Origin of the sequence: Sphingobacterium sp. SRCM116780 (genome assembly GCF_021442025.1) — a bacterium.
Classification (GTDB): Bacteria; Bacteroidota; Bacteroidia; order Sphingobacteriales; family Sphingobacteriaceae; genus Sphingobacterium.
Map to the genome: position 1 here is coordinate 1640257 of NZ_CP090446.1, position 22793 is coordinate 1663049.

The 22793-nt window shown below is 35.1% G+C and carries 17 protein-coding genes; 4 read left to right on the plus strand and 13 right to left on the minus strand.

The genetic code is table 11. The features are described 5' to 3' along the window. Positions 1-5: 5 nt before the first annotated feature. Positions 6-860 carry a carboxylating nicotinate-nucleotide diphosphorylase gene (nadC, locus tag LZQ00_RS07255; RefSeq protein ID WP_234514005.1) on the minus strand — a complete coding sequence of 285 codons (855 nt, stop codon included), beginning with the start codon at positions 858-860 and terminating at the stop codon, positions 6-8. A 70-nt stretch (positions 861-930) separates the two neighbouring features. Beyond that, positions 931-1386 (minus strand): DUF4783 domain-containing protein, encoded by a 456-nt coding sequence (locus LZQ00_RS07260; protein ID WP_234514006.1) that lies wholly within the window; start codon positions 1384-1386, stop codon positions 931-933. A 200-nt stretch (positions 1387-1586) separates the two neighbouring features. Between LZQ00_RS07260 and gpmI the strand changes: the two genes are divergently transcribed. Both gpmI and LZQ00_RS07270 read left to right on the plus strand, forming a co-directional pair. Continuing rightward, on the plus strand, positions 1587-3119 hold the full coding sequence (gene gpmI / locus LZQ00_RS07265; RefSeq protein WP_234514797.1) for a 2,3-bisphosphoglycerate-independent phosphoglycerate mutase: 1533 nt from the start codon (positions 1587-1589) through the stop codon (positions 3117-3119). Position 3120: 1 nt separating this feature from the next. Next, positions 3121-3675 carry a hypothetical protein gene (locus tag LZQ00_RS07270; protein ID WP_234514007.1) on the plus strand — a complete coding sequence of 185 codons (555 nt, stop codon included), beginning with the start codon at positions 3121-3123 and terminating at the stop codon, positions 3673-3675. A gap of 55 nt (positions 3676-3730) precedes the next feature. On the opposite strand, the gene LZQ00_RS07275 is transcribed toward LZQ00_RS07270, so the two are convergent. Beyond that, complete coding sequence (locus LZQ00_RS07275) at positions 3731-4408, minus strand: tetratricopeptide repeat protein (protein ID WP_234514008.1); 678 nt, start codon at positions 4406-4408, stop codon at positions 3731-3733. Between the two features lie 328 nt (positions 4409-4736). Between LZQ00_RS07275 and lon the strand changes: the two genes are divergently transcribed. Next, the gene (gene lon / locus LZQ00_RS07280) at positions 4737-7205 is read left to right on the plus strand and encodes an endopeptidase La (RefSeq protein ID WP_234514010.1); all 2469 of its coding nucleotides are present in this window, start codon (positions 4737-4739) and stop codon (positions 7203-7205) included. 197 nt (positions 7206-7402) lie between these two features. Here lon and LZQ00_RS07285 read toward each other — a convergent pair whose 3' ends face one another. From LZQ00_RS07285 to LZQ00_RS07325, 9 genes are all read right to left on the minus strand, one after another. Then, positions 7403-7549, minus strand: a complete 147-nt coding sequence (locus LZQ00_RS07285; protein ID WP_234514012.1) for a hypothetical protein — start codon at positions 7547-7549, stop codon at positions 7403-7405. A gap of 314 nt (positions 7550-7863) precedes the next feature. Then, entirely contained in the window at positions 7864-8604 is a 741-nt protein-coding gene (locus LZQ00_RS07290) for a thioredoxin domain-containing protein (protein ID WP_234514022.1), read from the minus strand. Between the two features lie 81 nt (positions 8605-8685). Then, the gene (locus LZQ00_RS07295) at positions 8686-10314 is read right to left on the minus strand and encodes an arylsulfatase (RefSeq protein WP_234514031.1); all 1629 of its coding nucleotides are present in this window, start codon (positions 10312-10314) and stop codon (positions 8686-8688) included. A gap of 21 nt (positions 10315-10335) precedes the next feature. Then, complete coding sequence (locus tag LZQ00_RS07300) at positions 10336-11928, minus strand: arylsulfatase (RefSeq protein ID WP_234514033.1); 1593 nt, start codon at positions 11926-11928, stop codon at positions 10336-10338. A 48-nt stretch (positions 11929-11976) separates the two neighbouring features. Beyond that, positions 11977-13404, minus strand: a complete 1428-nt coding sequence (locus LZQ00_RS07305; protein ID WP_234514035.1) for a RagB/SusD family nutrient uptake outer membrane protein — start codon at positions 13402-13404, stop codon at positions 11977-11979. Positions 13405-13456: 52 nt separating this feature from the next. Next, the gene (locus LZQ00_RS07310) at positions 13457-16513 is read right to left on the minus strand and encodes a SusC/RagA family TonB-linked outer membrane protein (RefSeq protein ID WP_234514037.1); all 3057 of its coding nucleotides are present in this window, start codon (positions 16511-16513) and stop codon (positions 13457-13459) included. Between the two features lie 535 nt (positions 16514-17048). After that, on the minus strand, positions 17049-17711 hold the full coding sequence (locus LZQ00_RS07315; protein ID WP_234514039.1) for a hypothetical protein: 663 nt from the start codon (positions 17709-17711) through the stop codon (positions 17049-17051). A 69-nt stretch (positions 17712-17780) separates the two neighbouring features. After that, the gene (locus LZQ00_RS07320) at positions 17781-18296 is read right to left on the minus strand and encodes a hypothetical protein (RefSeq protein ID WP_234514041.1); all 516 of its coding nucleotides are present in this window, start codon (positions 18294-18296) and stop codon (positions 17781-17783) included. A 982-nt stretch (positions 18297-19278) separates the two neighbouring features. Next, positions 19279-19620 carry a Rieske (2Fe-2S) protein gene (locus LZQ00_RS07325; RefSeq protein WP_234514043.1) on the minus strand — a complete coding sequence of 114 codons (342 nt, stop codon included), beginning with the start codon at positions 19618-19620 and terminating at the stop codon, positions 19279-19281. A gap of 70 nt (positions 19621-19690) precedes the next feature. Between LZQ00_RS07325 and ychF the strand changes: the two genes are divergently transcribed. After that, entirely contained in the window at positions 19691-20791 is a 1101-nt protein-coding gene (ychF, locus tag LZQ00_RS07330; RefSeq protein WP_234514059.1) for a redox-regulated ATPase YchF, read from the plus strand. Positions 20792-20850: 59 nt separating this feature from the next. On the opposite strand, the gene LZQ00_RS07335 is transcribed toward ychF, so the two are convergent. Then, positions 20851-22530 carry a GLPGLI family protein gene (locus LZQ00_RS07335; RefSeq protein ID WP_234514061.1) on the minus strand — a complete coding sequence of 560 codons (1680 nt, stop codon included), beginning with the start codon at positions 22528-22530 and terminating at the stop codon, positions 20851-20853. Positions 22531-22793: the final 263 nt, after the last annotated feature.

The window sequence follows — 22793 nt, forward strand, 5'->3', positions numbered from 1 at the left end:
AAGTCCTAAATTAATTTGGCTTTTAAACTTAAGTCCAAACTCTTGAAAGAATGAGTCAACGCACCTACCGAAATATAATCTACCCCTGTTGCTGCATATGCCTGAAGAGTATCTTCTGTAATTCCTCCAGAAGCTTCAGTTACAAATCTTTCTGCAATAATATCAACTGCTTTCTTTACTTGTTCAGGACTGAAATTATCCAACATGATACGATCGACCCGCCCAAAGGTAATAACTTCATTCAGTTCATCAAAATTTCTAACCTCAATTTCTATCTGAATTGGCTTATTTAAAGTATCTCGATATGCATTTGCACTTTCCAATGCCTTCGTTATGCTACCGCTATAATCCACATGATTATCTTTAATTAAGATCATATCATACAAACCAAACCTGTGGTTAGTACCACCGCCAATCCGAACAGCTTCTTTTTCTAAAAATCGAATTAAAGGGGTTGTTTTTCTTGTATCTAGAACTTTTGTTTTGGTTCCTTCCAACAGCTTGACATAACGATGCGTTGTTGTAGCAATTCCACTCATGCGTTGCATGACATTTAAAACTAAACGTTCTGCAATAAGAATACTGTGTATTTTTCCTTTTAAAAATAAGGCAATATCCCCTACTTTTACTGCTGCTCCATCTTGAATAAGAACTTCATAAATAAGTGTTGGATCTATTTGATTGATAATTTCTAAAGCAATCTCTACCCCTGCTAAAATGCCATCTTCTTTTACAATTAATTTAGCTTCCCCAATTTTGTCCTTTGGAATAGTGGACAAAGTCGTATGATCTCCATCCCCTACGTCTTCCAGAATTGCTTCTTTGACGAATTTTTTAATGTATTCTTTTTTTTCCATCATGATTCTTCACTAACTAATACGAAGCGAATATGGAAATTTAAATTTTATTCAAGAAAATAATTTGGAAATTTTATTTAGCAGCTTGTTTCTCAACTCTGAATTCTTCAATTGTTTCTGCATTTTTAGCAGAGCTCACTTTAACAAAAATTCTAAATAAGCTTTTGTTACTAGACAGGCTGTACACATAGTAATTGTAATTACTATTATTTGTTATTTTCTGCAATAGTTTAACAGAATTTGGTTTGTTTTTGGAAAAAAAATCATTTAACAACATTTCTGCTTGAAACTTTGAATATAAACCATCTTCATTCAGGATCGACAAAGTCATACTAGAAGCAAAATAACGGGCAATATTTTTAGCATTCCCTACTTTTAATTGGGATAAAAGGGCATCATTGATATCTGATGAAAAATCGATAGATAAGTTATTTAAATTAAAAATAGGGTTATCTCTTCTTTCGTCACTAGCAAATAAGTGTATGCTCATGCATATAGAAAGGCTAATAAAAAATATAATCTTTTTCATTAACACAAAGGTTTAAACTTCATATAGTCCAATAAATTTGCTTAATAACTTATGATATTAAGACTAATTTTTGTGATTTGGTAGATGTTTCACATAAATAATGCCAAATTTAAATAAAAATAACATTTAAAACCAATTCATTTTATTACAATAATTTAATCTTGAAATATCAGTTGTTTTAAATTATATTTGCTTATATAATTATGGAAAAAAAAGTAGCACTATTAATCCTTGACGGATTAGGATATGGGAAACAAGATCAATCTGATGCAGCATTTGCAGCCAACACTCCTTATTTGGATTATCTGTTGGCAAATTACCCCAATTCAAAATTAGAAGCATCAGGAGAAGCTGTTGGCCTACCTGAAGGTCAAATGGGTAACTCAGAAGTTGGGCACATGAATTTAGGCGCAGGTAGAGTTGTTTATCAAGAATTAGGACGTATACATAAAGCTGTTCGTACAGGTATATTTAATACGGATATCACGATTCAAGATGCTTTCAAATATGCTCTAGAAAAGAACAAGAAGGTTCATCTTATTGGTTTATTATCAGATGGTGGTGTACATGCCCACACGAGCCATTTACGTGGATTATGTGATGCTGCCAAACATGCTGGACTAACGTCAGATCAAGTATTTATCCATGCTTTTCTTGATGGTCGTGATACAGATCCCAATTCAGGATTAACATACGTTAAAGATTTACAAGCTTTTTTACCACAATCTGTAGGTACATTAGCTTCGGCTATCGGTCGTTACTATGCTATGGATCGTGATAACCGTTGGGAAAGAGTAAAATTGGCGTATGACTTATTGGTACATGGAACGGGTACTGCATCAAAAGATTTAGCAGCGTCTATTCAAACTTCTTATGAACAAGAAGTTACAGATGAGTTTGTAAAACCTATTGTTTTGACCAATGATAACAATCAGCCAATAACCACTATTCAGGATGGAGATGTGGTCATCTGTTTTAATTTCAGAACAGATCGTGGACGGGAAATTACAATTGCATTAACACAAAAGGCATTTCCAGAATACGACCTTAAGCCTTTAGATCTTTATTATGTGACCATGACTTCTTACGATGAAACATTTAAGAACGTCAAAGTTATTTTCCATAAAGACAATTTAACAAATACTTTAGGAGAGATTTTAGCAGCCAATCATAAAACACAAGTACGTATCGCAGAAACAGAAAAATACCCACATGTTACCTTCTTTTTCTCTGGAGGTCGCGAACAGGAATTTGAAGGAGAACATCGATTATTGGTGCCCTCTCCAAAAGTGGCAACCTATGATTTACAACCGGAGATGTCTGCGCAGGGAATCACAAATGCGATTATAAAAGATATAGAAGATGTTCAACCAGATTTTATCTGTTTGAATTTTGCAAATCCAGACATGGTCGGTCATACTGGAGTATTCAATGCTGTTGTTAAGGCTGTTGAAACAGTAGATCAATGTACGAAACAAGTTGTTGAGAAAGGTCTACCATATGGCTATTCGTTTATTATTATCGCAGACCACGGGAATTCAGAATTTATGTTAAATGAAGATGGTTCTGTCAATACTGCACATACGACAAATTTAGTTCCTTGTATTTTAATTGATAAAGATTATAAAACAGTTAAAGATGGTAAACTTGGAGATATCGCTCCTACTATCTTGAAATTATTACAGATAGAGATTCCAGTTGAAATGGATGGTGAGATATTGGTACAAGACTAATATGAAAAATAAAAATATACTTCAAGCACTCCCACTCTTCTTAGGGGGTGCTTTACTATTTTGGTCTTGTCAATCTGAGCGACCTTCAAATTACAAAGGCTCAACAAAATCTAAATTGTCTCTGGATTCATTTTTTAATACTGAGATTGAGAAACTAAGCAAATTGAATCCAACTGTTGAAAAAACAGTGATCAAAGATGCAGAACAAGAAGTTAAATCTTTAAAGATTTCAAATTGGAAAAATGAACTCAGCGGATTCATTTCAGCTGATATAACGAAAGATGCTGATCCTACGCTTTATGACTTTCAAGAAATAGACTGTAAAATGCTATACAAAGCTAAAGATAAGCATTTAGCTATTCAATATTTATCCGTTGAACATAATTTGAAAGGTAATATCAAAGAGGTGGTCATTGAAAGAAAAACTGATAATAGTTTGTATTCTAGTAAAGAAAAGCTAATCTATGTGGTTGATTCTATCTATGAGATTGAAAAGAATCAAGATATTCTTGTATTAGGAGATAGTCATTACAAAATAATTGGAAAATTAAAATAAATTAAAAGGGCCTATATTATATAATATAGACCCTCTATTAGGTAGAATTTAATTTCTATTTTAAATTATCGCGATATATTTTAGCTTTTTTGATCTCTGTTTGAATGTCTTTACGAGAAGCATCAAAAGTTAAAACTTTTTCATAGTCTTTAACGGCATTATTATAAGCGTCTGTAGCCGCCACTTTATTATAATTAGCAACACCTGACGTTCCAACTAAAATACCATAATCTCGGTATGCCAATGCTCTATTTTGAAATAATTTTACATCACTTGCATTTAAAGCAATAGCCTTAGAATAATCTTCAATAGCCGATTTTAACAAAGTTTCACGTGCAGAGCTGCTTAATTTAGTCGATGTTTGTGTCGCTAAATTATTATTAGCTTTACCTTTGAAATAATAACCATTTGCATTTTTACCGTCCAAGGCAACAACTTTGCCAAAGGATTCTGCAGATTTCTTGAATTCGCCATTTTGAAATTGCGAATAACCTAACATATATAATACGTTTGCATCTTTACTTTCAGCTGGTAATGCTTTTTCTAAGTAAACAGCAGCATTTTTGAAGTCTCCATCTAATAGCGCTTTTTGACCTAAGCGAACATTTGGATTCGCATGTTCTTCTTGTTTTGCCGTTTGTGCATGACTAGAAAGTGCCATAAATGCAAATGCACCAGTTAATAAGCCTAATTTAATCGATTTAAGATTCATATTTAAAAAATTACGTTTCATTTTACACTATATAACTCATAACCATGTTTTTAGCATGGAATAACAACAGCCTTGTTGTTTCATTTTACTATACAACGCTGTATGCGGATTCAATATTACAATTATTATGCCTATTTTCACAATTACTATCTGAAATAATCTGACAAAGCACACGGCTTGACTGCCTTTTTTTCTTAAATACTTCTATTATTTACCCATTCATTTTCAATTATTAGGTTGGCATCTTACTTGCAATACTGTAGTTTCACAATTTTAAAATAACTTTTTATCAGTTTAGCGACATGTTGTCATAGGCTGACAGAAAAATATAAATATACCGCAAAATAATATGAGCAAATTCGAAACATTTGATTTCAACCAAGCAATTCCCATCATTTCTGAAGATACCGAGTTCTTTCCTCTATTGAGTCAACAGGATGAAGATGAAATGAGAAATGCGGAAATTCCTGAATCATTATCAATTTTGTCTTTACGTAATACTGTTTTATTCCCTGGTGTTGTTATTCCGATTACTGTAGGTCGAGACAAATCCATCAAATTGGTCAAAGAGGCTTATCAAGGAGATAAAACAATTGGAGTTGTTGCACAAAAGGATATGTCTTTAGAGGATCCTACCCCTGATGAATTGTATCAAGTAGGTACCATTGCTCACATCATTAAAATACTACAAATGCCCGATGGCAATACAACTGTCATTTTGCAGGGTAAGCAACGTTTCAAATTATTGGAGGCTATCCAAACAGAGCCCTATTTAAAAGCGAATGTAGCGCCATATAAAGAAGAAAAACCTAAAGTAACAAAAGAGTTTAAAGCGCTTATTGCTACTTTAAAAGAAATGGCGCTTCAAATTATTCAATTATCACCCAATTTACCAAGCGAAGCTGGTATTGCTATAAAAAATATCGAAAGTCCGACTTTCTTGATTAATTTCATTTCTTCTAATATCAATGTAGATTTGATCCAAAAACAACAGTTGTTGGAATTATTAAATGCAGAAGAAAAAGCACGCTTATTATTGGAATTATTGACTTCTGAGATTCAAATTTTAGAATTAAAAAATCAGATTCAAAATAAGGTAAGAATAGATTTAGATAAACAGCAACGCGATTATTTTTTAAATCAACAATTAAAAACGATTCAAGAAGAATTAGGTGGTAACACACCTGACCTGGAGCTTGTCGAGTTGAAAAAAAGAGCAGCAAAGAAAAAATGGGATGAAGTGGTAGCTAAGCATTTCGACAAAGAAATCGAAAAATTAGCACGTATCAATCCTGCTGCTGCGGATTATTCCGTTCAGATTAATTATTTGGAATTATTGTTGGATCTTCCATGGAATGAATTTACCAAAGACAACTTTGACTTAAATCGAGCACAAAAAGTTTTAGATAAAGATCATTACGGTTTAGATAAAGTTAAGCAACGCATCATTGAGTATTTAGCTGTATTAAAGTTAAAAAACAACATGAAAGCACCAATTTTGTGTTTAGTAGGCCCCCCAGGAGTTGGTAAAACATCTTTAGGAAAATCTATTGCCAAAGCGTTGGGTAGAAAATACACCAGAATGGCCCTTGGAGGAGTGCGAGATGAAGCTGAAATTAGAGGACATCGCAAGACCTATATAGGTGCTATGCCAGGACGTATCATCCAATCGCTAAAAAAAGCAGGCGCAGCCAATCCGGTTTTCGTTCTAGATGAGATTGATAAGATGAGTGCTGATTTTAAAGGTGATCCTTCATCTGCATTATTGGAAGTCTTAGATCCTGAACAAAATACCAGTTTCTACGACCATTATGTAGAGATGGAATATGACTTATCAAAAGTAATGTTTATTGCAACAGCAAATTCATTAAATAATATTCAACCCGCTTTGTTGGATCGTATGGAGATTATTGAAGTAAATGGTTATACGATTGAAGAAAAGATTGAAATTGCTAAAAAACATTTGCTACCAAAACAACGAGAAGCACATGGTCTCACAACAAAAGACATTACCCTAAAATCAAAAATTATTGAAAAAATAATTGAAGACTATACCAGAGAATCTGGGGTACGTGGATTAGAGAAGAAAATTGGCTCTACGGTGAGAGGAGTGGCAACACGAATTGTTATGGAAAAAGAATATAATATCAACATCAACGATAAGGATTTGGTGGAGATATTGGGTGCTCCTATCTTTGATAAAGATAGCTATGAAAATAATGATGTAGCTGGTGTAGTAACTGGATTAGCATGGACTTCCGTTGGAGGTGATATCTTATTTATTGAATCAAGTTTGAGTCCTGGTAAAGGAAAAATGAGCTTGACGGGTAATTTAGGAGATGTTATGAAAGAATCAGCATCTATAGCAATGGCTTATTTGCGTTCACATGCTGAAGAATTTGGTATCGACTATCGTTTATTTGATCATTGGGATGTACACATTCACGTACCTGCCGGAGCAACACCAAAAGATGGACCATCAGCTGGTGTAACCATGCTAACTGCACTAACTTCTCTATTTACACAACGTAAAATCAAAGAAAATTTAGCCATGACAGGCGAGATTACATTACGTGGAAAAGTACTTCCTGTAGGTGGTATTAAAGAGAAAATATTGGCGGCTAAACGGGCGAATATTAAGGAAATCATCTTATGCAAATCGAATCAGAAAGATATAGAAGAAATTAAAGAAAGCTACATCAAAGACATGAAGTTTAATTATGTTACCGAAATGTCTGAAGTCATTAAATTAGGTCTATTAGATAAAAAGGTTAAAAATGCGAAAGATTTGACTCAATATTTAAGCACCAAAAATTAAGAGCAGATCCTATATAAAATATAAAGCCGCTATATATTCATTTTATAGCGGCTTTTATATGTAGACACATGGACAATAATGACTAGACATGAACATATTTAAATAATCAATAAAAGATGAGGAAAAGTCTATAAACACAAAATGCTTTCTGGTAAGAAAAGCAAGTGTCTGATTTGTGATTTTAAAAGCTTTGAGAATTATTTCTCAAGCTTATCATTTTGTTTTTTCAATTCAACGGGACGATCTTCTTTAATCTCCGTTTCCATAAATCCCCAGTTTGTCATGTAATACATGTACGGGTTCATTTCGATTTTTGATTTTCTTGTTCTTTCTTTTTTTATCATATATATTCTTTTAGTTGGATAATAGAGTTCAAATATCAAGCCAAAGTGATTTCGGAAATCAAATAATACATAGCTCTTATCAGTAGGATAACAAAAATGGCATAACCATCTGAGCATCCACATTGGATAGTAAATGTCCACAAAGATAAGATTTTTTAAGGGAAAAAACAAGTTTTACCCCTACTTCATCATGATACTCTGATCAGAACAGTTGTTAAAATCGTCTTTTCATTACGACGGGCTACGAAATTAGACACGCACGATCAAATCTGGCCACTCTGAGAAAAAGTTAATTTAAAATGCATGTTTAACCATTATTTTGTAATACTTGCCTCAATTATTTCTGTCACACTAGGGATACCTATTTTTTCCCAAACCGGAGTTCCGTCTTTATAAAGGATAATTGTTGGTAAAGTGGTTATTTTAAATTCTTTTATAATTTCAGGATTAGCATCTATTTGAACTTGGATGGTTTTAATCTTATTGTTCGAGGTTCTATTAAGTGAATCTAACACTGGAATGACCTTTTTACATGGAGCGCAATAATTTGAGCCATAGTCTACCAAAACATATTGCTGTGATTTCAATGCTGTTTTGAAATCATTCAATACAATTCTATTCCTATTATTAGCCGATGCCACAACTGGATAACCAGCTCCAATCCATGCTGAAATACCAGGAGACAAGACGTAAATATTTTCGAAACCTTGATCTTTTAATAAATTGGCGATTTTAGTCGATCTACCCGTTTGAATAGAATAAATGAATACAGGACTATTTTTAATCAGTCGATCAAATGCTTTTTCATATCCATCAATAGCAGGATCAACTTGAATCGCCTTCGGTAAATGTGCCTGTTCAAACTCTTCCTCAGTACGAGCATCTAAAATTTGTGGTTCTTGCTGTTCGTTTATTTTTTGATAAAATAAATCTGCTTTCGTCCGAAAATCTTTTTTCTCTGTTTTTACGACTGTATTGTTGGATGGATTTTGTGCTTTTGCAGCAATTCCTACACTTACAAATAGTGTCAGAAATATTATTTTAAATATTCTCATCTTATTTTGCTATTAAATTATAGGGTCTAAATCGTTCACCTTATCTTCTTAATAAGGCGAACGTATACGTAAATAAACTTGTTAAAATCGGACTGCAGGGGCTGCAATCTCTTGTAACTTACTTTTTCTAAACTCTTTCATGGATGCTGGTTCCCGCTCTTCAAGTTCAGCAAAATCAACCACATCATTTTCTTTCGCCCATCTGAAATAAGCTTGTGATAATTGTGATACGACATCGTGATTTTGCCCAGCGACATCTTTAATTTCTGTAGGATCTGTTTCCAAATTATAGAGTTCCCATTTATAAGAAGGCCATGTAGAAACTAGTTTCCACTTTCCTATACGAGCAGCACGATTACCAGCTCTTTCCCAAAATAATCCCTCAGGTCTTTCAATTTGACTTTTCTCATCAAATAAAACGGGTAACAGGCTTTTACCCTTTAACGGATTTGGAGTGACACCTTTATATGTTTTCGGATATTTTGCACCCGCAAGCTCGTAGAATGTAGGAGCCAAATCAATAATATGTCCTACCCCATGTTTAATGGTATTGGCCTGTATCCGATTTGGAAACCAAGCAATAAAAGCGGTATTGATTCCACCTTCATAGGTATAGTCCTTAAAAGCTTTGTAAGGCGTATTGGAAGCATACGACCAGTTCTTACTTTGTGACTCATAAGAACCTAACGTACCCACTGTTCCTGTGTTTATTCGAGCACCATGATGCCATTTTACCAAATCTTCGGCAGGAGCACCATTATCCGATAAGAATACAATCAACGTATTGTCCAGTTGTCCATTATCTTTAAGCTTTTGAATTAATTGTCCAATGCTTTGATCTAACCGATCCACCATTGCTGCATAGACCTCCATTTTCTTTGCCCATAATTGACGTTGATCATACGATAATCGATCCCAATCATAGATATCTTCATCACGTACCGATAACTTCGTATCAGAAGGAATTAATCCCAGCTGTTTTTGACGGACAAATCTTTCTTGACGAATCACCTCCCATCCCCGATCATATTTTCCTTTATATTTTGCAATATCTTCTGGTAATGCCACTAAAGGCCAATGTGGGGCTGTATGAGCCAAGTAGAGAAAAAATGGTTTTTTATCATCTTTGACCTGATCCAAAAATGTCAATGCATGCTGATTAATCAGATTTGTAGAAAAGGAAGCCGACAATGGATATCCGAGTGAGTCAGTTTTACCATCCCTGAAAGTAGGAGCTCCTGAGTCCGAACTCTTTTCATCCTTTGGAAAAACAAGATCAAATCCACGCTGCCATGGAAGACTCGTTCCTTTTCCTGACACGTGCCACTTTCCTGAAGTGATCGTCGTATATCCGTTTTCTTTCAAAACTTCAGCAATGGTCAAAGACTCTTGATTGATATAGCCTTGATAAGCTGGGAGACCTAAATCATTAGAAAAATAACCCACTCCTGCTTTATGTTGGTATTGACCTGTCAATAACGAAGCTCTTGTAGGTGCACAGATAGAATTGTTATAAAATTCCTGTAACCGAAGTCCTTCCGATGCTAAACGATCGAGATTGGGTGTTGCTATCTCTGCACCATATGCTCCTAAATCCGAATATCCTAGGTCATCTGCTAGGATTAAGATGATATTCGGTTTTTTTTGCTGTGCCATACCTAAAGTAGTAAGACCAACAGTTAAGTATACTATTGAAAATATTCTTTTCATGTCCATGTATATGTTAAAAGATTAGCGAAATGAGGATTGTGTTTTGATACGTTCATAGTTAACGACATTATTCTCTCGAGCCCATACTGTGTACAGTTCCTCTAACTGTTTTACGACTTCTGGATATTGAGTTGCTAGGTTATGATTTTCAGCTCGATCTTCATCGATATTATACAATTCCGCTTTATTACCTTTTTGATAAGTAGCGACCAATTTCCATTTTCCGTAACGTACAGCACGATTACCGGCACGTTCCCAACATAAGGCCTGCTTACGATCCACCTGTCCCTGATCCGTTTTCAACAAAGTACGTAAACTAACACCTGGAAGTTTATTCGTTGCAACTTCATCGTTCTTACTTGGATATTTCGCCTGTGCGTAATCATATAATGTAGGTGCGATATCAATCAAATGTCCAGTACCTCTTTTGATTACATTCGCTTTCACTTCCTTTGGATACCACACGATAAACGGAGCTCCAATTCCACCCTCATAAGGATTGTCCTTATAGCTTCGCAATGGTGAATTTCCCGTCTGTGACCAATTGCTATTCTGTATGTCATAAGAACCAGGTGATCCTACAGGTCCCGAATTTCTCGCCGTATAGATCCGTGCACGATCACCTCCCTGCGCACCGTTATCAGATAAGAAAATGATCACGGTGTTATTATCCACATGAAGTTCTTTCAATGTCTGACGAATCTTTCCAATACTTTGATCCACACGATCAATCATTCCTGCATATACCTGTTGTCTACGTTTCCAGTATTGTTGTTCATCGTAGGTCAGCTTTTTCCATTCCTGAATCGTCGTATCCTTTGCTGTAATATCCTGTCCAGAGGGAAATACACCATGTTGAATAGCATTTTCATACCGTTTGGTACGCAAACTATCCCAGCCAATATCGTATGCTCCTTTATATTTTTGAGTTTCCTCTTCTGGAACCTGTAGTGGCCAATGAGGGGCATTGAAAGCTAAATATAAAAAGAACGGCTTTTTATCCTTTTGTTGTTCCTTTAAAAAACCAATCGCTTGATCTGTGATTTCATCTGTCAGGTAACGGTCCTTGGGTAGGTAGAATGCTTTATTGTTTCTATATAATGGCACTGTAGTTTTATCTACATCGTTAATCTCATAGAAGTTAGATGCTCCCCCAACAAAATTGAATGAACGCTCAAAACCACGTTGTGCTGGCCATTGGTCATAATCGTCACCAACGTGCCATTTACCTGATATAATAGTCGAATAACCCGCTTGTTGCAGTACCTCTGCCAATGTCGGTGATTCTTTATTGAGGAAACCTTGATAAGCAGGAAGTCCAAGATTAACATTGAAGTACCCAATTCCAGCTTTATGGGAATACTGTCCTGTCAACAAAGAGGCTCGTGTAGGTGCACAAATGGAGTTGTTGTAAAACTCTTGGAAACGTGTTCCCTGATTCGCTAATTCCGTTAAATTAGGGGTATGGACATCGGTTGCACCATAAGGTTCAATATCGGAGAATCCCAGATCATCCACCAAAATCAAGACAACGTTAGGTCGTTTATCCTGAGCCCATCCCCCTAAAGAATTCAGGGAAAGTAAGAGTATCAGTAAATAGTAATTTCTTTTCATTGGAATATAATTATCTTGTCTGTAAATGTTAGGATCATCTCATCACTATTAATTATTGATCCAATCGGGATGTTGTTTCAGATTAGGATTTAAATTCAATTCACGCTGAGGAGTTGGGAAGTGTATATGTCTTGGAGCAGCATTCGTTTTACCAGCAGCTTTTAGTTTAATGACATAATAATCTGCTCCGCGACGAACCAGATCAAACCAACGTTGATATTCAAATGCTAATTCTTTGCGTCTTTCCTCAAATACAGCCTCCCGAAACGTATCTTTAGATAAGTTTGTTCCAATTGCTCCAATACCAGCACGTTCTCTGACTTTATTGATCGCCTGCTGAGCCACACTTGTAGGACCATTTAGCTCATTTTCGGCCTCAGCCAAGATCAACAACACTTCTGCATATCGGATAATTGGCAAATTCTTGGAAGATTGACTTTGGTTACCCACAACACTTTCATCATAGTATTTATTAAACTGTGGCTTAGTCAGTGCATAATATTTACCATCTACTGGAGAAACCATACCTGTTGTGAATGTGGTTGTAAGTCTTTTATCTTGAGCAGAAAATGCCTGATAAAGTCCACCTTCGGCATGCCAAGCGTCCGCATAATCTCCATTGATTCCAGGGATGTCAGCAGGTGCAGAACGACTGGCAAGAGAGTTACCTTGGTAACCACTATTACCTTTGAACTGTGCAGAAAAAATATGTTCAATGCCATTTTTCTTATCGATATTGAAAACATCAGTAAAAGCTGGAAATAAATCGTAACCTTCCTTATCAATCACTTCTTCTGCTTTTAGTTTTGCATTTGCCCAATCTTTTTGTGTCAAATACACTTTGGCCAATACACTTTTAGCAGCTCCTGAAGAAGCCCTTCCTTTATCAGCATCACCATATAATTTATAGTTGGGTAAACCTTCTGCAGCCTTCAAATCAGCAATAATCTGTCGATAAACCTCATCTTCAGATGCCTTTGACACATATAGTTCTTCAGGAGTGAGCGCTGTTACAGGTTTAAGAACCAATGGAACAGAACCAAACCAACGAACCAAATTGAAATAATGTAATGATCTCAAAAATTTAGCTTCATTGATCAAACGCTGACGTATTGTTTCATTAATCTTGTCGGCAGCAATTAATGTGATATATTCGATATTTTGGTTAGAAGCATTAATCGCATCGTAGCTCTGTTTCCACAATTGCTCCATCCGATCATTTGAAGCATCGTGAGTGAGGTTGCTAATTGCACGAACATGTGCATTACGTGCTCGTGGTCCTGCTTCGTAATCATCTGTAGCCATTTCTACAGCAATTTGAAAAAGACTATTGTAAATCGACTGACCAGTTTCATACAATTTTCGATAAGTACCGTTTACTGCAGACACAGCTTGATTCTCATTGAGATAAAATTGTTCTGATACCAGTAAACTTTCTGGTTTTTCGTCAAGTTTCGAGCAGGATAAAAATCCCATCAGAACTGCACTTGTTATAAGTATATATGTAATTTTCACAAAAACCTCCTGATTAAAATGTTAATGATAGACCCAGGGTCAATGAGCGAGAAGTGGGATAAATACCTGAATCTGTTCCAATTTGTACATTGTTACCTGAAGTAACCTCTGGATCGAAACCTTTGTATTTGGTCCATGTCAATAAATTCTGACCAGAGAGATACACATTCAGATTAGAAATGCCTGCAGCGCTTAATAAATGTTTGGGAATGCTGTATCCAAATTGAAGAGACTTCAACCTTACGAAAGAACCATCCTCTACAAACTGATTAGAAAATACAGGAGCAGGATCCAACTTTGCTCTTGGATAGCTTTGACTTGGATTAGTTTCTGTCCATCTTAGCAAAGCGTCCGTTGAAGCATTTTGCTGTCCTGTAAACATTTCCAGATTTTGCCGATTAATGTTGAGCAACCCATTACCTACTGCACCTTGTAGCAAAAACGTCAGATCAAATCCTTTATAAGAAAGGTTATTCGTCAATCCAAATATAAAATCAGGTTGCGCATTTCCAATGAGGGTTCGGTCATTGGCTGTTGTAAATTTACCATCACCATCAATGTCCTTATATAGTCGATCTCCAACTTTCGGTACCGCATTGCCCGTAAATACACCTTTAGTGGATTCTTCTCCTTTTTGTAGGATTCCATCAGTCTCTGTTCCATAAAAAGTTCCTAGCGGTTCTCCTACTTTAATGATATAATTACCTGTAATATAGGATCCAGAACCTGTACCAATGGTCAGTACTTTATTTCGATTAAATGAAAAATTCAAATCAGTATTCCAGATCAATGCTCCTTTTAGATTTTTAGTTTTCAAACCCAGTTCAAAACCCTTATTGGAAACTGATCCAAAATTTTGCAAGGAAGAAGCATAACCCGAGGTCCAAGGTATCTCCACATTTAAAAGTAAATCCGTTGTTTTTTTATAGTAGTAATCTAATGTAAGTTGCAATCTACTGTTCAATAGCTCAATATCCAACCCTCCATCATATTGATAGGTCGTCTCCCATCCCAGGTTTTTATTCGGGATGCGTTGCGGAGCAAAACCTGTTACCATATTATTACCAAAGAGATAGTTTAAACTATATAAAGTAGAAAGGGATTGGTATTGTCCGATCTCTTGGTTACCCGTAGTTCCAAAACTGGCTCTTAGCTTGAGGTCATTGATTGCAGGAAATGTTTCTTTGAAGAAGTTTTCATTGCTAGCTCTCCAAGAGAAAGCTACTGAGGGGAAATTACCCCATTTATTATCCGCTCCAAATCTTGAGCTCCCATCACGTCTAATACTCGCTGATACATAATATTTATTTGCATAATTATAGTTGACACGAGCCAAATACGAATGCAGTACCCAAGAATAGGCATCTGAATTGGGACGCACAATTGTCGATCCGCTTTGTAGACTGTTGTATAAAAATTCATCGGTAACGAAATTTTCAGAACCTGCATTAAAGATTTCATTTCTAGCGTCTTGTTGGGTAAATCCCAACAGTACATTTAAATGATGCTTTTGAAAAGAGGTTGTGTAATCTAATGTATTCTCATTCAACCAAGAATAAGCGTCTAAATTTCCCAAACTCGCTTTTCCATTATTTCCTGCTCCTTCAAAAATATAAGAAGGGAGGTAATATTTATCTGTTCTGCTATTTAGGTCTACCCCAAACGAAACCTTAGTCTGTAATCCCTTGATAATTTCATATTGGGCAAAAGAGGTGCCTAGTACCCTTAACGCATTTGAAGTATTGGTTGTCTCTTTTAACGTTGCAATAGGATTTGCAAAGATATTTTCAAACGGATTACGCAAGGTATAAGAACCGTCAGCATTATATATGCTCGCCGTTGGTGGCATGATCAGAAGTGCATTGACAATTCCAGACGGAGCAATTTGAGAATTTGTTTTGTTAATCGACAGGTTGGCTCCTACATTCAAGCGTTTAAAAGGATTTGCATTGATATTGGATCTAAAGCCCAGACGTTTAAAATTTGTGTTGGTAATCACGCCTTCCTGATCGAAATAGTTGGCCCCAATAAAATATTGAACACGCTCAGCTCCTCCAGACAATGATAATTGGTGATTGGTCAACTTTCCATTTTGAAAAGCTTCTTTCTGCCAGTTCGTCCCTTCCCCTAGTTGATCAATTTGTTCCTGAGACAGATATTGAAATTTTCCTAAGTTCGGATAAGCGTCATACAAGGTTTCATTACGCAGGATAGCAAAATCATATGCATGTAATACATCTATCCTTTTCAACACATTTTGCTTGCCAATACTTCCATCATAATGCAGTTGTACCCGTCCAGCTTTACCTTTTTTCGTAGTAACCAATACAACACCATTAGCACCTCTGGAGCCATAGATAGCTGTTGCGGAGGCATCTTTCAAGACCTCAATACTTTCAATATCTCCAGGGTTGATACTTGCTAATGGATTAACAGGAGTTCCACTTCCTACTCCTGTACTTTCTGTTTGATTGTAGACGGGAAAGCCATCAATGACATAGAGCGGTTCGTTTCCTCCTTGAATAGATGCTCCTCCTCTGATGCGAATACTCACCCCTCCTCCAGGTTGTCCTGATGTTTGGGTTACCTGAACACCTGAGATTCCACCTTTTAAAGTCTGGTCCAGAGAAGCTACATTTTGTTTGAGTAGTGGTTCGGATAAAGAAGCAACAGATCCTGTGAGATCCCTACGTTTCTGTGTTCCGTAGCCAACCACGACGACCTCATCCAAATTCTCAGCAACAGGTCGTAGTTCAATGACAGTAGGAGAAGAATTAACAATAATTTTTTTCTTTTCATAACCTACAAAGGATACGAGCAATGTAAAAGGAAGTTTTTGCCCCGTTACGAATTGAAATTTACCGTCTCGATCTGTTTTTACACTATGCGTTACTGCTTCTAATTGTACTGTAACACCTTCAATGGGTTCTTTCGTAGTCGCATCGATCACTTGCCCCACTAGAGATGCATTAATAATAGGTTTAGGTTCTACCTGTGCATAAAGAGAATTTATGCGGGATATGAAGAACAAAATAAGAATAGAATACCGTAGTACTCCTAATTTTTTCATAATTTTACTGTGTTTAATAGTGGATACTAACAAGTGCCAACGCCAATTGATAACTTGCGGTTCATTATTTGCAAACTCTGGGGGAGCGGTTCGCTTCCCCTATTTTATTAATAAGAAGATTGTGCTTAGATGCACATTCGCATCCGAATTGATAGGCAGTAAAAAACAATAAGATCAGTTATGAAGACTGCTTTTTTTGATGAGGTGATGTAGATTTGGTTCATAAACATTTTTAATAATAAATACTTCATTTAAATTCGTTTGCCAACACCAATTGCATAACGATAAGGCAAATATAGAAATAAATTTTAAAAAGTCTACTGATTTAGTAGATTTAATGGAATAATATTAAAAACACGACTTAAATCCATAAAACAATCCTTATCTAGCAAAAGAAATCATTTTGATTAACTAACATTTTCTTGATTTGGTCAACTGTTAAATAATTTCCCACACAATATATTTATCGCTAGAGAACAACACATTTAGATAAAATAAATGAAAAATATGGAATGGATGATACGAACAACTGTCTTTATTTTAATTTCAACAGTTCTTCTTTTAGACTGCTTTCATTTTCATAGTTCATGATGGAAAGTTGTAAATAAGGTCGTTTTAATTCATACAGATTATGGTTATGAATATAAAGCTTGACATGTCGTGAGGTAAACTTTCCTGTAGAGGAATAATATTCTATTTTTTGAATGCTTGTGATATAAATAAACCCAAACTCTGTAGACCAAATACCCTTATTTCCTATTTTGATTTCTTTCTTAGGCTTTAACACTTGATAAATAAAACCACTACCCACTAAGATGATAATTAATGCCCAAATATATCCCGCCATCAAGATATAAACGCCATAACCGAAAATACCAGCGCCAAAAACGAGAAAAAAATAAAATTCAGGATGTTCTTTGTATTGATGGTGGTATTTAGGTTGTTCTTTACTCAATCTAGTTTGATGTACAATAACATACCGATCTCGGAAGATTCTTTCTTCATTTTTCTCCCAATTATAGGAAACCCGGAGAATAAAAATAAGAACGCTTATCGCCCAACAGGATAATATATCATTCTTAAAATCAAAGATATGATAGATTCCTAACGCCAAAAAAAGTGATAAAACACCCACAATTAATGGATCGAGGATTAAAAATCCAAATTTAGATTGATATACCTTACGCATATTACTCATACATAACACGACTATTTGTTAATGGATTCTTATAGAGCTACTTAATTAACATAAATTAATGCAGACAATCTATAATGCCATTAATAACGTTATCATAATAAGATATGCTACAGATAGCATCTCAAACAGACGGCTTCGATATGTATAAATGCAGATGAAAATTAGAAATATTTCTATAAAATACAGTAACAGGGTTAAAAGCTGCGTAAATAATCCTGGTTTTGTAATACTATAAATCAAGTCTATACACAAATTATTCTCGTTGAACCCCATATATACAATAGGTTTACTTGTTCCCAATAAATTGGAATCACTTGTCAAAATGGAGAATGAAATGGAGTCTTGGCTCTTGGTTATGTCCTGCTTAAAAAAAGTTAACATGCCCCTACCTTCATTGTAAAACAGGTTATCGTATTCGTTCAGGTGAAACTCATAATATGGAATTCTAGTACGTGTTTTTATGACCTCTTTCAACGTTTCCTTTACTATCGTTAAGTTCTTATAGCGGTAATAGCTTGTTAAAGGAATATACAATAATCCTATTATCCCAAGAATAATAGTAAATGATTTCAAACTGATTCTCATCGTTCAGTTTTTTTTAATGTTCTGTTATAACAAATGTTATTTTTCTATTTAATTTATTTTATCATTCTCAATTTTAATCATGGGATAGAACACCATAAGCTCTTCTTTCTCTACAGTGTGGTATCGTTTTCTAAAAACTTCGACCAAATTTGGGCTTATAATTCGAGAAAGGTAGATTTTTTCGTCATCTAATATCAACTCTATATAGAAGAAATAGTCATATGGCAGTATGCGTTGATATCGCTTTTGCAAAGCATATGCTGTGCCAATAATGCGTATCTTTTTTACCATCTTAACTGCGATCATCTTATCATTGATCCATATGTTATCTGATTCAAGAACGAGTGTTTTGCAAATATTGTACCTTTTATAGTTGTAAAATAGATAGACAGCTGGAATAAAAAAAAGAAAGAAATACAATACAACTCCAACGAAAAACCATATTACTGAGTTCGTCTTGAAAACAATAAGCATATAGAGTGCAAAAAAAATGCTACCATCGATTAATACTGGTCTTAATGCAGTAATAAAAGACTTATAGCTAATTGTGTAGGTTAAAGTACTATTCATTAATCTAAATTTAGACAGATACATTTTTCTTTCCAAATTTACTCGTACTGCCACGGTAAATATAAACTTGCCTACTGATATAAAAATGAGTCATTTTATATTTGTACATCTTGCATGGATATCCGTTCTTTTTTACCCATTTCAAAGGCTCCTTTATTATAGACCTTGTCCCTAAGTAGGGATCAAGTAGGGATAAAGCGTACATAGTGCGTTAAAAGTATACCTTTAACGCACTATGTACGCACTTACCACGCACTTAGCACCTTCAAATACTGTGCTCTCTTGAATAACGCTTTTGACACGCTTATACCCTGCAGTATCCCTACTTAGGGGCTGGACTAGTATGACAATGAAGCTTTAGTGATATGAGGAAGAATCAATATATTAGAAGCTAAGACAAAAAAATGACCTCTTATTTAAATAATCGTTCAAAAAAGGAAGTTGCTGTTTCAATGGCGATATAAAGTTCATCTTGTTCAACTTTAGTTGGATATATTTTAATAAAATCACCTTGACCAGGACAGCCTTTTCCTGTTGTTAAATCAAACCGATGTCGATGATATGAGCAAACCACCTCATTATCTTCACACCAACCTGTCAGAAATGATGCACCAGCATGTGGACACTTTCTAGAGAAAGCTTTCCAGCCATTTTTATCGTTGACTATACACACCCGTGTACGACCTGCATTCACTTCATATATTCGATTGGAGTCAAACGAACTTGTTCGATCTATTTTATACCATTGCAACATAATTAAAGATACATAGAAAGTATCGACTTATTTTTTATCTTTGCGTAAATTCAAAAAACTAGCATATTTTATGGCTTTACAATGCGGTATCGTTGGATTACCTAATGTAGGTAAATCAACATTATTTAACTGTTTGTCCAACGCTAAAGCACAAGCGGCAAACTTTCCTTTTTGTACTATTGAACCAAATGTTGGGGTTATCACTGTTCCAGATACCCGTCTTAATAAATTAGCAGAATTAGTTAATCCTCAAAAGATTGTTCCTAATACCATTGAGATTGTGGATATCGCTGGTTTAGTAAAAGGCGCTTCTAAGGGTGAAGGTTTAGGTAACCAATTTTTAGGAAATATTCGTACAACGAATGCCATTATCCACGTTTTACGTTGTTTTGATGATGGTAATGTCATCCACGTAGATGGATCTGTAGACCCTATCCGTGATAAAGAAATCATTGATACTGAATTGCAGTTAAAAGATTTGGATACTGTTGTCAAACGTATTCAAAAGGTTGAAAAAATGGCTAAAACAGGTGGAGATAAAGATGCTAAACGCACTTATGAAATCTTGTCTATTGTCAAAGAACACTTGGAGTCTGGAAAATCGGCCCGTACAGCACCTATTGAAGCAGATGATTTTGAATTTATTCAAGAATTAGCATTGTTAACAGCAAAACCAGTTCTTTATGTTTGTAATGTAGATGAAGCTTCTGTGAATACAGGAAATACTTATGTAGATCGTGTTAAAGAGGTTGTAAAAGATGAGAAAGCTGAAGTGTTAATTATTTCTGCTCAAATTGAATCCGAAATAGCGCAATTAGAAAGCTTTGAAGAGCGTCAAATGTTCTTGGATGATCTTGGTCTAACAGAATCTGGTGTTTCTAAATTGATCGTTGCAGCTTATTCTTTATTAAACCTAGCAACATACTTTACTGCTGGTGTACAAGAAGTGCGTGCTTGGACGATTGAAAAGGGATTCACTGCACCGCAGGCTGCAGGTGTCATTCATACGGACTTTGAAAAAGGATTTATCCGTGCTGAGGTTATCAAATATCAGGATTTCGTTACTTTAGGTTCTGAAGCTGCTTGCAAGGAAGCTGGAAAACTATCGGTAGAAGGAAAAACATATCTTGTAGAAGATGGTGATATTATGCACTTTAGATTCAATGTATAATTGCTATTAAGTTTCTTAAAAAAGGGGTGAAAAGATTTTTTTTTCACCCCTTTTTTAATTTAGTCATATAGTAATACGCCTGATACATTCCAACTACTGAAACTTGTTCCTTCGTTTTCTCCTTGTGGAATTTGTACACGAATAGTATGTTTTCCTGCTTTTAACACTCCTAAATCAATATAAATGGGATAAGTAACTGTCCCTGGACACCAGTTCGAACGACTTAGGTCGGAAGAAGACAATCCATTAGCGAAATTGCCCGATGCTGGATTGCTTAATCGGTAAGATCCACAATCATTTCTCCAAGGTGTATAACTGAATGCCAATTGATCATTTAAATAGATACTGTTTGTTTTCGGAACAAATTCATCACCATCACCCCAGCCTCCATGACCAGTTGTGATATAACGCAGTTGCACATTTTTAGCTTCTTCTTTCAACTCAAAAGTAACTTCTAAACCTTTTTCCTTATTGAACATTGTTCCATATTCCTGCCCTCCCATTTCCATCACGTTGGTACTATTGAAAATTGGTAATAATTTTTTCAAAGATTTATGGTTATCAGATCCGGGATGTATGGTAATTTCCACACTTACTTCATGACCATTTTTGTCATAGTTACCAATAAATGCCCCTACATATACATCCTTATCACTTATCGCGCTTGCTAGTTCTCCGATATCCTGTCTATATAGAACTGAATCTTGCCAGTTTTTATCTTTTAATTTCAAGTAATTAAATTGGCTTACTCCAAATGGCGTAAAAAAGCGCATTAGTTCTAATATTGGTGTATAATTGGCTGTTCGAATAACACCTTGATAGTCTTTTCCATTGCCATTATTGTATATTGGTAAGGTATTCATCCCATTTTTCATTCCATCAAGAAATGAGATTCCCTGATCCTCTGGAATAATAAAAACAGAACCCGTGCGATCGTATGCATCACCTTTTGATTGTTCAGTTACCTGAATAAATACGTCTTGACCTGCGGTTATTTTAGGGATTTTAACCTTTTTAACAATGACAGTACCACTTGCAAATCGTAAAATACTATCTGATTTACTGTTATCTGAAAAACTAATTTTTTGTTTATTAAAAATGGGGATTTGAATAAATCTACTTTTCCAGAGTAAATCTTTATAGGTAAGATCATCAACGAGGTCTAAAGTTGACGGCAGTGAAACAGATGAGGGAAAAGATTTCACTTGCTCAATTTTACTTGCTGTTATCGCCGAATTCCCATTACGCACGACCTCAAGTACAAATCCTAAATTTTGACCTAATTCGGAAGGTCCTCCTTTTAGGTTTAACTCTGTTGTATACCAAACATCAATACTATTTGAATTGATACTTGTTTTTGCTCTATAACAGGTATAACCCAATATTTTTTTTCTCTCCTTTGTAATCTCGAATTGTTGCTTGTTGATGACTGTTGAATCTAAGGTAGCCAACTGTTTTTGTGCATCAAGATTCGTCAATTTGTAATAGCTATTAGTAGGTCTTTTAATGAACAATACTTCATAAGGTGTCTTGCGCTCACCATTCATTATTTTACGACTGGTAATGGTTGTTTGCGAGTCACTCGCATATACCAATATAGGATCTTGAGCCTCCATGATTTTATTATTGTTAGACCTTTGATACTCGACCAAAATACCCTTTTGAGCAAACAATGATTGTGTTAAAGTAAGGAATAGTATTACATATAAAATACGTATGCCTTGGAATAAATGATTCATAGTCAAAAATAAAAAAATGATTGATAATCTGGTTAAAAATAAGAAAAGCCTGAGAGAATCGAGCGATTTCCCAGGCTTTAAGTACCTCATGATGTGAGGTAATCAACCTAAACCTACGTCAAAGGTAAAATATATTTATTATTCTAGCAAAATATTATTTAAATGATCAAACAACGTAAGAAAGAAAAAGAGGCAAAAAACATTAAATGTTTATTGTTTTAAAATAAAAAAGGTTTTCAAACAGGGAGAATGAAAACCTTTAT

What these genes read in the sequence shown, in the direction of transcription:
- LZQ00_RS07310 (WP_234514037.1), bottom strand. Translation starts at nt 16,513, where the DNA reads ATGAAAAAATTAGGAGTACTACGGTATTCTATTCTTATTTTGTTCTTC.
- lon (WP_234514010.1), top strand. Translation starts at nt 4,737, where the DNA reads ATGAGCAAATTCGAAACATTTGATTTCAACCAAGCAATTCCCATCATT.
- ychF (WP_234514059.1), top strand. Translation starts at nt 19,691, where the DNA reads ATGGCTTTACAATGCGGTATCGTTGGATTACCTAATGTAGGTAAATCA.
- LZQ00_RS07335 (WP_234514061.1), bottom strand. Translation starts at nt 22,530, where the DNA reads ATGAATCATTTATTCCAAGGCATACGTATTTTATATGTAATACTATTC.
- LZQ00_RS07315 (WP_234514039.1), bottom strand. Translation starts at nt 17,711, where the DNA reads ATGAGTAATATGCGTAAGGTATATCAATCTAAATTTGGATTTTTAATC.
- LZQ00_RS07260 (WP_234514006.1), bottom strand. Translation starts at nt 1,386, where the DNA reads ATGAAAAAGATTATATTTTTTATTAGCCTTTCTATATGCATGAGCATA.
- LZQ00_RS07305 (WP_234514035.1), bottom strand. Translation starts at nt 13,404, where the DNA reads ATGGGATTTTTATCCTGCTCGAAACTTGACGAAAAACCAGAAAGTTTA.
- LZQ00_RS07295 (WP_234514031.1), bottom strand. Translation starts at nt 10,314, where the DNA reads ATGAAAAGAATATTTTCAATAGTATACTTAACTGTTGGTCTTACTACT.
- LZQ00_RS07320 (WP_234514041.1), bottom strand. Translation starts at nt 18,296, where the DNA reads ATGAGAATCAGTTTGAAATCATTTACTATTATTCTTGGGATAATAGGA.
- LZQ00_RS07285 (WP_234514012.1), bottom strand. Translation starts at nt 7,549, where the DNA reads ATGATAAAAAAAGAAAGAACAAGAAAATCAAAAATCGAAATGAACCCG.
- LZQ00_RS07270 (WP_234514007.1), top strand. Translation starts at nt 3,121, where the DNA reads ATGAAAAATAAAAATATACTTCAAGCACTCCCACTCTTCTTAGGGGGT.
- nadC (WP_234514005.1), bottom strand. Translation starts at nt 860, where the DNA reads ATGATGGAAAAAAAAGAATACATTAAAAAATTCGTCAAAGAAGCAATT.
- LZQ00_RS07325 (WP_234514043.1), bottom strand. Translation starts at nt 19,620, where the DNA reads ATGTTGCAATGGTATAAAATAGATCGAACAAGTTCGTTTGACTCCAAT.
- LZQ00_RS07300 (WP_234514033.1), bottom strand. Translation starts at nt 11,928, where the DNA reads ATGAAAAGAAATTACTATTTACTGATACTCTTACTTTCCCTGAATTCT.
- LZQ00_RS07275 (WP_234514008.1), bottom strand. Translation starts at nt 4,408, where the DNA reads ATGAAACGTAATTTTTTAAATATGAATCTTAAATCGATTAAATTAGGC.
- LZQ00_RS07290 (WP_234514022.1), bottom strand. Translation starts at nt 8,604, where the DNA reads ATGAGAATATTTAAAATAATATTTCTGACACTATTTGTAAGTGTAGGA.